12 protein-coding genes are annotated in these 12,885 nt (G+C 60.7%); 2 read left to right on the top strand and 10 right to left on the bottom strand.

Translation table 11 applies throughout. The features are described from left to right. Positions 1-81 precede the first annotated feature (81 nt). Positions 82-951, top strand: coding sequence for a DUF3313 domain-containing protein (locus NE851_RS24350; protein WP_028757553.1), 870 nt, complete (start codon positions 82-84; stop codon positions 949-951). A 131-nt stretch (positions 952-1,082) separates the two neighbouring features. Here the strand turns inward: NE851_RS24350 and NE851_RS24345 are convergent, their stop codons facing one another. From NE851_RS24345 to NE851_RS24320, 6 genes are all read right to left on the bottom strand, one after another. Continuing rightward, positions 1,083-1,667 carry a GNAT family N-acetyltransferase gene (locus tag NE851_RS24345; RefSeq protein WP_028757552.1) on the bottom strand — a complete coding sequence of 195 codons (585 nt, stop codon included), beginning with the start codon at positions 1,665-1,667 and terminating at the stop codon, positions 1,083-1,085. A gap of 254 nt (positions 1,668-1,921) precedes the next feature. Continuing rightward, a complete protein-coding gene (locus NE851_RS24340; RefSeq protein ID WP_028756080.1) occupies positions 1,922-2,449 on the bottom strand; it encodes a BA14K family protein in 528 nt (175 codons plus the stop codon). Between the two features lie 367 nt (positions 2,450-2,816). Next, positions 2,817-3,305 (bottom strand): BA14K family protein, encoded by a 489-nt coding sequence (locus NE851_RS24335; RefSeq protein ID WP_028757551.1) that lies wholly within the window; start codon positions 3,303-3,305, stop codon positions 2,817-2,819. A gap of 384 nt (positions 3,306-3,689) precedes the next feature. Then, positions 3,690-3,905 (bottom strand): hypothetical protein, encoded by a 216-nt coding sequence (locus NE851_RS24330; protein WP_028757549.1) that lies wholly within the window; start codon positions 3,903-3,905, stop codon positions 3,690-3,692. A gap of 200 nt (positions 3,906-4,105) precedes the next feature. Next, a complete protein-coding gene (locus tag NE851_RS24325) occupies positions 4,106-4,375 on the bottom strand; it encodes a hypothetical protein (protein WP_088930345.1) in 270 nt (89 codons plus the stop codon). A gap of 41 nt (positions 4,376-4,416) precedes the next feature. Continuing rightward, positions 4,417-5,253 (bottom strand): alpha/beta fold hydrolase, encoded by an 837-nt coding sequence (locus NE851_RS24320; RefSeq protein WP_029733163.1) that lies wholly within the window; start codon positions 5,251-5,253, stop codon positions 4,417-4,419. A 460-nt stretch (positions 5,254-5,713) separates the two neighbouring features. On the opposite strand from NE851_RS24320, the gene NE851_RS24315 reads away from it, so the two are divergent. After that, positions 5,714-6,670 carry a S1C family serine protease gene (locus tag NE851_RS24315; RefSeq protein ID WP_029733162.1) on the top strand — a complete coding sequence of 319 codons (957 nt, stop codon included), beginning with the start codon at positions 5,714-5,716 and terminating at the stop codon, positions 6,668-6,670. A gap of 10 nt (positions 6,671-6,680) precedes the next feature. Here the strand turns inward: NE851_RS24315 and dusA are convergent, their stop codons facing one another. The 4 genes from dusA to NE851_RS24290 form a co-directional block, all read right to left on the bottom strand. Then, positions 6,681-7,682: a tRNA dihydrouridine(20/20a) synthase DusA gene (gene dusA, locus NE851_RS24310; RefSeq protein WP_028756074.1), complete on the bottom strand. Its 1,002-nt coding sequence runs from the start codon at positions 7,680-7,682 to the stop codon at positions 6,681-6,683. A 184-nt stretch (positions 7,683-7,866) separates the two neighbouring features. Further along, the gene (locus tag NE851_RS24305) at positions 7,867-8,079 is read right to left on the bottom strand and encodes a cold-shock protein (protein WP_003540801.1); all 213 of its coding nucleotides are present in this window, start codon (positions 8,077-8,079) and stop codon (positions 7,867-7,869) included. 789 nt (positions 8,080-8,868) lie between these two features. Continuing rightward, the gene (locus NE851_RS24295; RefSeq protein ID WP_183904976.1) at positions 8,869-9,336 is read right to left on the bottom strand and encodes a DUF3828 domain-containing protein; all 468 of its coding nucleotides are present in this window, start codon (positions 9,334-9,336) and stop codon (positions 8,869-8,871) included. Between the two features lie 229 nt (positions 9,337-9,565). Beyond that, positions 9,566-12,814, bottom strand: coding sequence for a cadherin domain-containing protein (locus NE851_RS24290; RefSeq protein WP_254958257.1), 3,249 nt, complete (start codon positions 12,812-12,814; stop codon positions 9,566-9,568). Between the last annotated feature and the right edge of the window lie 71 nt (positions 12,815-12,885).

Here is a 12,885-nt window from a genome sequence, read left to right as displayed (position 1 = left end):
GTTGCCGGAGACGATGTAATATTGCGGCAATTCTTGGACGCCACTTTCCCCTGAGTTCATCGGTGACGGAGGCCAGGCAGCGTGCGCAGCAATCCATTCCTATTTTTCTTCCCGCAGGCCTCGAGAGGCTTGTCCCTCGCTCTGCCGATGGCGCTCGTCATGGCCGCGACCGGGTGCAGCTCGGTGCCACTGAAAGAGGCAGGCACGCTCTCCTCCTACGGCAATCTCGGCGCGCCGAAGGGCAAGCTGTCGAAATCGCGCGTCTATGTCGATGGAACGCGCCTTGCCCCGGCAAAGACGGTGAGCATCGTGCCGACGACCTTCGCCTTCAGCGCTGCGACCCGCGTCAAATCGGACGCCGACCGGACGATGGTGGCGAATGCGCTGGACCGGGCGCTCTGCATTTCGCTCAGCGACAAATATCAGCTGGTCTCTGCCGGCCAGCCGGCGGATCTGACGATCCGCTCCGTCGTCACCGACATCGTGCCGACCAACAAGGCGATGGCGGGTGTTTCGACGGTCGTGACCGTCGGCACCGGTTTCGTGCTGCCCGTCGGCGTGCCGCGGCTGCCGGCGGGCCTCGGCGGACTGGCGGTAGAGGCGGAAGCTGTCGACAGCGGTGGCGTGCAGCGGGCCGCGATCGTCTGGTCGCGCGGGGCAAACTCGCTGCAGAACAACCCTCGCGTTTCCGAGGTCGGCGACGCCTATAGCCTGGCTTCGAAATTCAGCGGCGAGTTTTCCCGGATGCTGATCAAAGGCAAGGAGCCGAAGGGATTGGATATCTCGCTGCCATCGGGGCAACGGATGAAATCCTGGCTCGGCGGCAAACCGAAATACGCCGCCTGCGACGCCTTCGGCCGGCCGCCCGGATTGATGGGGGCGGTCGCCGCCAAATACGGCGCGCCGCCGCAATGGACCGAGAAGAAGCCGAAACCGGCCGCGACCTACTGAGACAATGCGCGGCGGCGCCGACAGCCGCGCCGCGACCAGCACTCAGCCCGCCCCAGGCTGATGGGACGGACGGAGCATAGGCGGGCAAGGCTTGTGCTCCGTCCGTCTGGAAATCCGTTGCGCATTTCATGTCAGCTGGCGGTTCCGGGCTTCAGCCAGAAATACAGTTTGATCTGATCGGCCCTGTCGGAGGAATGGGGGCCGCGCGTGAACAATTCGCCGCCATTGCGCTCGATCACGCGCCGCGAGGCGTCATTGTCCTCGTTGCAGAGGATGGTGAGGCGGTCGAGGCCTTCCTTTGCTGCGACGGCCAGCAGAAGGGTGAGGGCGGTCGTCGCGTGGCCGTTGCGCTGTTTCCACGGCACGACGGAATATCCGACATGGCCCGATACGTCGGGTGGCAGTTCCTCGGTGCCGGCTTGAAAGCGCAGGCTGATGCTGCCGCAGAATTCGCCATCCCAGATCCAGAACAGACGGGTGATCAGCGGCCGCGGTCCGGATTCGGCGCGCCGGCTGCCATCAGCAATGAGATCGTCGAGAAAGCTTGATCTGTCGTGGCGCAGCCGCTGAAGCTCGCCGCGAACATAGGCTTCGTCGCCCGCGCGGCGCGGATTGGGAGACCAGCCGGCGGCGAGCGCCGCTTCGAAGCCCGACAGGTTTTCCAGATCCGGCCGTAGCAGGACGACGGCGTGCTTTGCTGTATCTCCAGATGGCATTTCGCACCTAAAGCCCGTCGCGATCTTTCAGATTCGCTCCTGACGCTTTAGCCTTTTATTCCGACGCATGTCGTTGTCGCAAAACCGCTGCACACTTTTGCGCGACATGCTTTAGGTTCCTATCGCCTAACCAATCAAGCTTGGCCGCGCAGGCAAGCACGACCGACCGGCATTTGGAAGCCGTACAACGGGATTTCGGCCATCAAAAAAGCCCCGCATCTTCATGCGAGGCTTGTTCTGATGGATAGACCGGACTAGCGGCACTGGCGGCGCGGGCCGTAATTCGGCTGGTAGGTATTGTCATAGGCGCGGTAGGACCGGTAGCGGCTATAGCAATACTCGGCATGCGAACTATAGCCGCTCGTGCGCGGCTGCGAAGCGATGATGCCGCCGAGGAGGGCGCCGGCTGCCAGGCCGCCGATGATGGCGCCGCTGTTGTCGTGGCGGCGATACCGCCGATCATAGCGGCGATCCCAGCGATCATCGCGGCGATTCCAGCCATAACGGTCATCACGGTCGTAGCGGCGGTCGCGGTAGCTACGCCGGTCCCGGTCGCCATCGTTATCGCGGTCACGGTTGCGGTAGGATCTGCGGTTATCGCCGTCGCCCGAGCAGACGATGGAGTATGGGTTGCAGGCGACGGTCATAATCCGGGCATCGGTATTTTGAGGCGCCGGCTGCGCCGATTGCACCAAGCTCGGCACAAAAGCCGGGCCTGCCGAGGCCGGCATTCCGGAGAAAGCCGTCGCTATCGACAGAGCAATGATGCCGAATTTGTTCATTTCACTCACCTTGGGTCAATGGATGTATCGAGGGGATAACGCAGGGGAAGGGATTAAGTTTCATTTTGGCATGAGGAGGGATTATGTATGTGCGTATCTGCTAACCTATCGTGCTTTTCACACATATAGAGTTGTGGGCGATAGGGAGCAAGGCGATTTGCTGGCCGGCGTAAGGTGAGAGTGGAGAGGGCAGCGAGGGAGTCGGTGTTGGAGGACCGTTGCGCTGGACATTGCCATTAGACTGCGACGATTATCAGAACAGCCTAACGATGTCACTGGCAAGCCGCGCAACGGGCTTTCGGCCATCAATAAAGCCCCGCATCTTCATTGCGAGGCTTGTTCTGATAGATGGACCGGACTAGCGGCACTAGCGGCACTGGCGGCGCGGGCCGTAATTCGGCTGGTAGGTGTTGTCATAGGCGCGGTAGGACCGGTAGCGGCTATAGCAATAGTCGGCATGCGAACTATAGCCACTCGTGCGCGGCTGCGAAGCGATGATGCCGCCGAGGAGCGCGCCGGCTGCCAGGCCGCCGATGATGGCGCCGGTATTGTCATATCGATTGTCATATCGGCGATACCGGTGATCGTAGCGGCGATCCCAGCCATAGCGGTCGTCGCGGTAGTAGCGCCCGTCGCGATAGTGGTGGCGGTTGCGATACCACTTGCGACCATTGTTGAACTGACCCGGGCAGTTCGTGAAGTTGTTACAGCCGATGGTCATGACGCGGGCGTCAGTGTTTTGAGGCGCCGGCTGCGCCGACTGCACCGGGCTCGGCACGAAAACCGGACCTGCCGAGGCCGGCGTTCCGGAGAAGGCCGTCGCTATCGACAGGGCAATGATGGCGAATCTGTTCATATCACTCACCTTGGGTCAACTAATCCATCGAGTGGGTAACGCAGGGGAAGGAAATAGGTTTCACTTTGAGATGGACGGGAGGAAATATGTGCGTCGGCGCTAACGCAGCAGGGCTGTTCTGCCAAGGCCCGACAGGCGGGTAGGTTCTGGAGCGGTTCAGCTTTCCATGGAACGCAGAACTGTTCTAACATCTTATTTTTGCACAATTCCTGACAACCGCTTCGCGCTTTGCCCGAGAAAACCGCTTCGCACTTTTCCTGGAATTGCTCTAAGCCGCCTTGTGGCGCTCCTGAGCAGCCGGAGGCCGAGCGCGCCCTCGATCCAGATTTTCATGCCGATTGAGAATGCCCGGATAGGATCCGACCTGAACAGCATCGCGCGCTGTCAGGCTCCCCTTCCGCCGGCCAGCAATCGAAGCTGGCTTTCGTCATGCACCCCTTGGCGATAGAGTTCGATGATGAGCGCGCCAAGACGGTCGGCTGCCTCGCTTGATCTGTCGATATTGAGCCCGCTACAGAGGTCTTCGTGGACACGCCTGCACACATCCAGATCTTCGGAGGCGAGCGGTTCGTCACGCGTGCTGAACAGCTTGTCTGACATCGCAATCTGCCCTTTTTGGATGCCGTGAATCGCTATCGAATAAAAAAAAGATAATTTCGCGATCTTTGCTCCGCAAGATGGGCGAAGGTCCGAAATTCAAAACAATTCGGGGCGCACGCCGTAAGACGCAGGCGAGGGCGTCAGGGCATGGAGACGGACCGATCGGCGCGTCGGCTCAACGGATGGTGCGAGCGCGAGATCTACTCGGTTGCGGGTGCCTTGCCGCTTTGCTGCGACAGGCGCAGCTCTTTCAGCCGCTTGGTTTTCTCCCGGCGAGCCCGCTGCTCCGCCTCGATGGTTTCCTTGGCGGCTCGCTCGGTGTTTTCGAAACGATCCTGCCGGTAAGCCTTTGATGAGGGTTCGCGTTCTCTTTTCATGGCCGCTAAACGCAAATCGGCGAAAACGGTTTCATGGGAAAATGCGTAACTGGCCGTCAATCGATCGGCGTGGCCCGGCGTGAAAGCCATCATGGCAGCCGGGCGCCCTCATGGGCGCCCGGCACCATCAGAGATCAGCCTTTGATGAAGGCCAGGATGTCGGGATTGATGATGTCGGCATGGGTGGTGCACATGCCGTGCGGGAATTTCTCGTAGACCTTCAACGTGGCATTCTGCAGCAGCTTGGCCGAGAGCAGGGCGGAGTCGGCGATCGGCACGATCTGGTCGTCGTCGCCGTGCATGACGAAGGTCGGCACGGTGATGATCTTCAGGTCTTCGGTGAAGTCGGTTTCCGAAAAGGCCTTGATGCCGTCGTAATGCGCCTTGGCGCCGCCGATCATGCCCTGGCGCCACCAATTGTTGATGACCGGCTCCGACACTTTCGCACCCGGCCGGTTGAAGCTGTAGAACGGGCCGGCCGGCAGGTCGTGATAGAATTGCGAACGATTGGCGGCAAGCTGCCTGCGCAGATCGTCGAAGACCTCGATCGGCAAGCCGCCGGGATTGGCATCCGTTTTCACCATGATGGGCGGCACGGCGCCGATGATGACGAGCTTGGCGACGCGGCCCTGAGGCTGGCCATGGCGGGCGACATAATGGGTCGCTTCGCCGCCGCCGGTAGAGTGGCCGATATGGACGGCATTCCTGAGATCGAGATGTTCGACGACGGCTGCGGCATCGGCGGCGTAGTGATCCATGTCGTGACCGTCGCCGACCTGGGTGGAGCGGCCGTGGCCTCGACGGTCATGGGCAACGACGCGATAGCCCTTCTCAAGGAAGAACAGCATCTGGGCATCCCAATCGTCGGAGCACAGCGGCCAGCCATGATGGAACATGATCGGCTGGGCGGTCTTCGGCCCCCAATCCTTGTAGAAGATCTCGACGCCGTCCTTGGTGGTGACTGTGCTCATCTTTGGCTCCGTTGGTTGGGTTGGATTGGATGAATGCGGGCAGAAATTTGCGCCGTTGCCGGCGGAATTGACAAGGCCATAGGCAAGACTACCCGGGACCAGGTTGGAATATGTTGATCTCGTCATCAAGCTGTTCTTTGTATTCAATTGACATAACAGAATTTTATATTGGAAGAGGCTTCTTCTCGCCGCGGCCTGCGCGTCCCAGGATGAGGACCTTGGAGGATGCCGTAGCCCCCGACGATGAGGGCACACCGGTCGCCCGACGATAAGGGCACACCGGTCGCACGACGGCACGTCCCCCGACGCCCGCATGGCTGCCCCGCGGCTGGCGCTCACTTGAACGCGGATCGAGGCCCAACCATCTAATCCTCATACAACAGCACAATGGCGAACCGTCGCAACCGCGACCGCTTCGCCGGCGGCGGGACGATCGTTACCGCTGCTTGAGGATCACATCATGGGTTATATGGACAAGAACATAGCGCCTCAGAATGACGGGGCGCTGATCGATGCCTATTCGCAATCGATCGCAGCAGCAGTCGACATCGTCGGGCCAGCCGTCAGCCGGATCGAGAGGGTGGGTGGCCGGCAGGGGCACGGGTCGGGCTTCGCCGTCTCGCCTGACGGACTGATCATCACCAACAGTCATGTCGTTGACGATGCCAAGGTCGTTCGCATCACCACGCCCGATGGCTTCGTCACCGAGGGCCGGGTGCTCGGCCGCGATGTCGATACGGATATCGCCCTCATTCGCGCCAATACGAGTACCGGCGCCTGGGCGAAGCTCGGAGATTCCCAGCGCTTGCGCCGGGGCCACATCGCCATCGCGATCGGAAACCCGCTCGGCTTCGAATGGACGGTTACTGCCGGTATCGTCTCGGCGCTCGGGCGGTCGATGCGGGCAGCCAGCGGCCGGCTGATGGAAGACGTCATCCAGACCGATGCGGCCCTCAATCCCGGCAACTCCGGCGGGCCGCTGGTGTCTTCGGGCGGGGAGGTCATCGGCGTCAATACCGCGGTGATCCAGGGCGCGCAGAGCATCGCCTTTGCCGTGGCATCGAATACGGCCAATTTCGTCGTTTCGGAGATTCTCCGCTACGGCCAGGTCAGGCGTGCCTTCATCGGCATTTCAGGTGACACGATCGTACTGCCGCGCCGGGTGGCGCTTGCGGCGGGCACGGTGCAGACGACCTCGGTTCGCATCCGCCGCGTCGAGCCGGAGGGCCCGGCGGCAAAAGGCGGACTGCAGGAGGGCGATTATATCCTCGCCATCGACGGCAGTCCGGTCGGCGGCGTCGACGATATCGTCCGATTGATGGACGGCAGCAGGATCGGCAGGGAAACTTACATCCTGGTGTTTTCGGTGGCGGGACGGATCGAAAAGAAGATGCTGCTGCCGATGGCCCGATCGTGACACCACTGCGTCAGGCGCTGACCGCCTCCTGATCCGTTCCCGAAAAATCCACCGCCGCAAAGGCGGCCGCCAGCACCTCCGGCCCGGCGCCGCTTTTGGCCGCGTCGGTGGACAGGATCTGGCGGTAGCGCCTTGCGCCGGGCAGGCCGGTAAAGAGGCCGACCATGTGGCGAGCCACGTGCTGCAGCCGGCCGCCGCTGGCGATGTGGCGTTCGGCATAGGCCATCATCCGGCCGCAGAGCGCCTCCCAGTCCGGCTCGGCCGCAGGCGCACCGAAGAAGCGCTGGTCGATATCGGCAAGGATCGCGGCATTCTGATAGGCGGCGCGGCCGAGCATGACGCCGTCGACATGTTCAAGATGTGCGGCGGCTTCATCAAGCGTGCGGATGCCGCCATTGATGCCGATGAAGACATCGGGCCAGCGCTGTTTCATCCGGTAGACGATCTCATAATCGAGCGGCGGGATCTCGCGATTTTCCTTCGGGCTCAGGCCCTTCAGCCAGGCCTTGCGGGCATGGATCCAGATCGCGTCGGCGCCGGCATCGAGAACGCGGGTGATCAGCTCCGGCAGCGCCTGTTCCGGCTCCTGCTCGTCGACGCCGATCCGGCATTTCACCGTCACCGGCACGGTCGCAACCCTCTTCATCGCCGCGATGCATTCGGCCACCGTTTCCGGCGTCAGCATCAGGCAGGCGCCGAAGGTGCCGGACTGCACGCGGTCGGAGGGGCAGCCGACATTGAGGTTGATCTCGTCATAGCCATAGGGTTCGGCGATCTTCACCGCGTCGGCAAGCTTGACCGGGTCCGATCCGCCAAGCTGCAGCGCCAGCGGATGCTCGGCGGCGTCATGACCGAGCAGCCGGTCGCGCGGGCCGTGGATGATCGCATCGGCCACCACCATCTCGGTATAGAGCAGCGCTTCGCGACTGATCTGGCGGTGGAAATAACGGCAATGCCGATCCGTCCAGTCGATCATCGGGGCGACCGCAAAAATGGGCCTCTTCTGCGTCATCGACGTTCCATTGTTCGTTGTTCTCTGGGTGCCGCAATGCGGCATCGCACCGCCGCAGGGGCGGGATCATCCATAAGCGCGCATATAACACTTGCCGATGCGATCGACAAACGGCGGCCGCGCTGCAAACAAAAACGGCGCCCCCTGCGGAGCGCCGTTCATCCCGCGTGAGCGGAAGTCTGACTTACGAAGCCGAGATGTTGACAGCCTTCGGGCCCTTGCCCATGCGGTCCGGCTCGGTGTCGAAGGTAACCTGCTGGCCTTCGCGCAGCGACTGAATGCCAGAAGCCTGCAGCGCAGAGATATGGACGAAAACGTCCTTAGCGCCGCCGTCCGGCGTGATGAAACCAAAACCCTTGTCCTGGTTGAAGAATTTTACGGTGCCCTTGGTGGCCATTGGGATCGTCCTTTTCCCTTAGTCTGTGTAGTATCCGCGCCCCCGAGAGGAAGCGGACGGCTTTAGCTTTCGCCCCGATCGATTGGGACGAAGGGTCAGTCGGAGAAGTCACGTACGGGGAAAGAACGTCTACGTAGGCGGGTAGTCCCGCGCCGCCTTCCATAACGGAAGGGATTACCACATCAGTCCAGTCACCGGCATGCAAATGCCCGAGTAAGTGAATTGGTGCCAGCTTTTCGGGCAAAAAGCAAGCGGGATTATTGTGGCATGTCCCTTATCGTGACGGGAAATGCCGAAGATTCAGATACTTGACCGTGGGTTAACGGATCCTTGCACGGCTGTGCCATATCGGGATTCTGTGCCGAAACGGGATGAGCGGCGGATTCGATAGCCGGGCATGGATTTTCTCAGCAAATCGTTCTGGGCGGCTAGGCATGGCGGCGAACAGGATCTGGCGGATGCGAAGGTGATATGGTGGGCTGATGCTGGTGGCGGTGGAGCCGAATTTGGTGGAGCCGGCGGTCCCAATTCACCTTCACCATGAGGGCTCTCTTTGGCGCCTGCCGCCTTCCACTGCCGTTGGTGCCGTCGACCTCCCTCGTCTCCTTCATTCCTGTGCTCGTCACATGAATCCAGTGCGCCCACGTCCTTGGGCGCGGGCGAATGACTTCATCGCATGAGAGTCATTCACGGTGCCGAGGCGCCGTGGCTGGATTCCTGTGACGAGCACAGGAATGAAGGAGAGGCTGGGATTGCCGGCGTGCGCCTCGTTGGCTTTATCCTGCCCGCCTACTGCGCCTCCCTCAGCAACGCACCGAGACTCCACGGATTATCCCCCTTCTGGTTGGCGATGTCGTCGACCTTCCAGCCGCCGTGTTCGCGTACCAGGGTGTAGAAAAGCGTCACCTCTTCGCCGTTTTCGAATTGCACCTCCACCTCGGCCTTATCATCCAGCAGGATCGGTTGGCCGATCCTGACGTCGCTGGCTGCGCCATCCTGACCTGATATGACGGGATCGAAGTCGACCGCGCCGACATCGCCTTCCGGCGTATTGTCGAGATCAGCCTGGAGGAGCTCGTTCAGATGGTCGGAGAAGAAGGCGGAATAGGGCGAGGGCGCTTCGGCGTCGCTCTTGTCGGTGTCATAGCTGTAAAGCGCCTTGAGCAGCGCCTTCGGCGTCTTGTAGGTCTGCGCTAACGCCGGCAAAGCTGCGAGCGCCGAGAAGGTGAGGGCGAGGATCAATGTGGGCAGACGCATGCGGCTCTCCTCGGATCGGCAGGAATTATAGCCGAATCCGGCGCGAAGGGGAGCGGCAATTTGGACCGGGCGGCCAACCCGAACTCGCTCTTCTTCCCAGCGGGGAGAAGAGATTGGGCGCGGCGCCCTGTTCCGCCTGATCGACACTGAGGGGCTTGCTGGCCGCAAGCCCCTCTATTTTGAAAACCATCGGCGACGCATCGCTGCGTCGCCTGCAATCCTGTCGCAACTAAATCAACGCCTCATGCGACAAGATCGAAAACGACGACTCGAAGACGTCCTTCACGGCCACCGTGAAATCGTGGCTGGTGACGTTTCCAGCCGCGTCGTAGGCTTCGGCGGTAAAGGTCAGGCTGTGTGTGCTTTCGTAGTCGATCGCCGCTTTCGTCTGGATCTTGTTGCCAACGAGCTTCAAGACGCCGTCGGCATCATCCGTCAGCCGCCACTTCACCGTGCCGCCCTCCGGATCGACCGCCGAGAGAAGGCCGACCGAAGTGCCAATCGCGACGTTCTCGGAGATCGAGCTGCGCGAGAAGGAAAGCTTGATCGGCGCCTGGTTAACCGGGGCTTCGTTGACGTCGAGGACGTTGATCGTGATGTCCTTTTCGACCGTGACCTTGCCATCGGAGACGGCGACCTTGATCGTGTGGGACTTGGCCGTCTCGTAGTCCAGAGCCTTGGAGGTGACGATGCGGTTGCCGTTGATCCGGAAATGGTCGTTCGCCCCGTCAAGCAGCTTGTAGGTGAGGACGTCACCGTCGGCGTCCTTGGCGCTGAGCAGGCCGACCGTGGTCCAGATCGGGGTGCTCTCCAACAGGGAGGTTTTTGAAAGTTGGATATTGGTGGGCGCGCTGTTGCTGCCGTCGGGCGTGAACTTTTCCTTGGCGAAATCGTAGACGCCGTCGGCAAAGCGGGCGAATTCAACATCAGTCAGCGTATCCTTGCCCTCCAGGGCGCTCGTCAGGATGTGGCTGCCATTGCTCAACGCGAAGGAGTAGTTGGCGAAATTGCCGGAGAAGACCGCCGTATCGATGCCCGCACCGCCAGAAAGCACGTCGTTGCCGGCGCCACCTTCGAATTTATCATTGCCGCCGGTTCCGAAGAAATAGTCGTCGCCGCCGCCGGTCTTGACGTCGATGCCGAAAGCGGTGCCGAAGATGTCGACGTGGCGGTTGCCCAGTTCGTCGGAGAGATCAGCATGAGCGCTGTCCGTCAATGTCAGTGCGAGGACATCGCTTTCGTAGCCCGGCTTGTCGTATTTAACGATCTTGTCGAAGCTTTCGAACTGGGCAGCCGAAGCGAGAACCTCGGCTCCCGCCGTTTCAAGAATTTCGACGTTCCTGATCGTCAGGCCGGCAAGCCCGATGAATTCATTGCCAGGGCCTAACGTCGGCTCGATGACACGCAGCGTGTCGGTGCCGGCGCCGCCATCGATCATTCCGGAAATCGCGGAAGAGTGTGACCGCAAGGTGATGGCATCATTGCCGTCGCCTGCATCAATATCGAAGGTTTCAGGGCTGGTGGAAACATTGTCTCCGTCGAAGATCGCGTCGTTGCCCGCGCCGCCGGTCAGCTTGTCGTTGCCGCCATTGCCATAGATCGTGTCATTGCCAGTGCCGCCGTCTAAAATGTCATTGCCAGCGGCACCGTATAGATGGTCGTTGCCGCCGCCGGTCTTGACGTCAATACCGGAGTCGGTGCCGCCGATGGTGACCGAATTGTTTGCCAGTTCGTCGGAAAGATCGAGATGGCCGCCGTCCGTTAGTCTCAGGGAGATGGGAAACTGTTCGGTCGAACCGGTCGAGCTGATGATCTTGTCGAAGCTTTCGAACTGAGCGGACGATCCTCTAGTCTCGATCGCCGACGCATTGAGGATTTCAAAGTTCTTGATCGTCAGGCCCGTCATATCAGTTGCAGTTAGCGTGTCGACGCCGGCGCCGCCGTCGACTGTTCCGGACATCTGATGACCGAAGAGACCCTTGACCAGACCCACGGTATCGTCGCCAGTGCCGGCATCGATATCGAAGACTTCCGCGACGTTAGCAAAACTATCACCATCGGTAATCGAGTCGTTGCCCGCACCACCCCTGATGACGTCATTGCCGAGACCGCCGGATAGCGAGTCATTACCGTCTCCGCCGTCTAAAGTGTCGTTACCAGCGGTACCGCCCAGACGGTCGTCGCCGCCACCCGTCGTCACGTCCATGCTGGAGCCGCCGCCGACGATTTGGACCTTACGGCTTCCCAGCTCGTCGGAAAGATCGAGATGGGCGCCGTCCGTCAATCGCATGAGGATGGTATTGGCCGGATTATCCGTGTTTGTGATCTTGTCGAAGCTTTCGAACTGTGCCGCCGAGCCGATAGCCCATGTTCCCGTATCAAGGATTTCGAAGTTCTTGATCGTCAGGCCAGTCAGAAGACCGGCTTGCAGTTTGTCAGTGCCGGCACCGCCATCGACCGTTCCGGAATCGGCGATGCTGTCATAGCTCTGCAAGATCACGATGTCATTGCCATCGCCAGCATCGATGTCGAAGGCTTCGGAGCTGACGCCATTGGAAATTTGGCCATCCATGATCTTGTCGTTGCCGGCGCCGCCCCTGAGGACGTCGTTTCCGTTGCCGCCGTCGATGGTGTCGTTGCCAGCTCCACCGGTCAAACGGTCATTTCCTGCATTGCCCTCGATGACGTCGTCACCGGCGCCTCCGTCCAGAATGTCATTCCCGCCGAACCCGGTGAGGTGGTCCCTGGTACCGCCGGTGGTGACGTCGATACTGGTGGTGTCCTTGTCAGGAGAAATGTAGATCAGGCCGGGGCCTAGCTCCTGCGAGAGGTCGACATGGGCGCCGTCCGTCAACCGCAAGGTCGTGGTGGGGGAAGGGCCGACAGTACCGGGAATAATCTTCTCGAAGCTTTCGAACTGCGCGGACGATCCGACAACATCGAAGCCGTGCGTGTCGAGGATTTCGAAGCTTTTGATCGTCAAGCCGCTCAGATTGTTGGCTTGCAGCGTGTCGACTCCGGGACCTCCATCGACTTTTCCGGATGGTGTACTGGTAAAACCTTGTGACAACGACACGAGGTCCTTGCCCTCACCCGCATCGATATCGAAGACTTCATTGGCATAACCTTCGTCCACAATCACATCGTCGCCTGTACCGCCCTTGATGACGTCGTTGCCAGCTCCGCCATTGATCGTGTCGTTTCCGGCGCCACCGCTCAGCGTGTCTGCACCATCACCACCAGAGATGGTGTCATTGCCCGCGCCCGTGGTGATCGTGTTGTCACCGTTCGAGCCCGTCACGTTCGCCGAGACCGAGCCCAACTCGTCGGCCAGGTCCGCCACGCCGGAACCCGACACAGAAAGGATGACAGTGGCGAGGGGAGTGGCTTCAGAGTGGCGGATGACGTCGTAAGCTTCGAATTCGGCGCCGGTCTTGGTAATCGTTGCGCCGTTCGTGTCCAGAATATTCAAGGCCATATTAAACTTTCCAAAAAGATGCGTTGCATTCTATGAAAATGAGAAATCCTCAGTAGAACTGTTCTTGCAGC

Source organism: Rhizobium anhuiense bv. trifolii (assembly GCF_024346605.1).
GTDB classification, from domain to species: domain Bacteria; phylum Pseudomonadota; class Alphaproteobacteria; order Rhizobiales; family Rhizobiaceae; genus Rhizobium; species Rhizobium anhuiense.
Note: the sequence above shows the minus strand (reverse complement) of the source record. Positions and strands in the feature narration are given on the sequence as shown.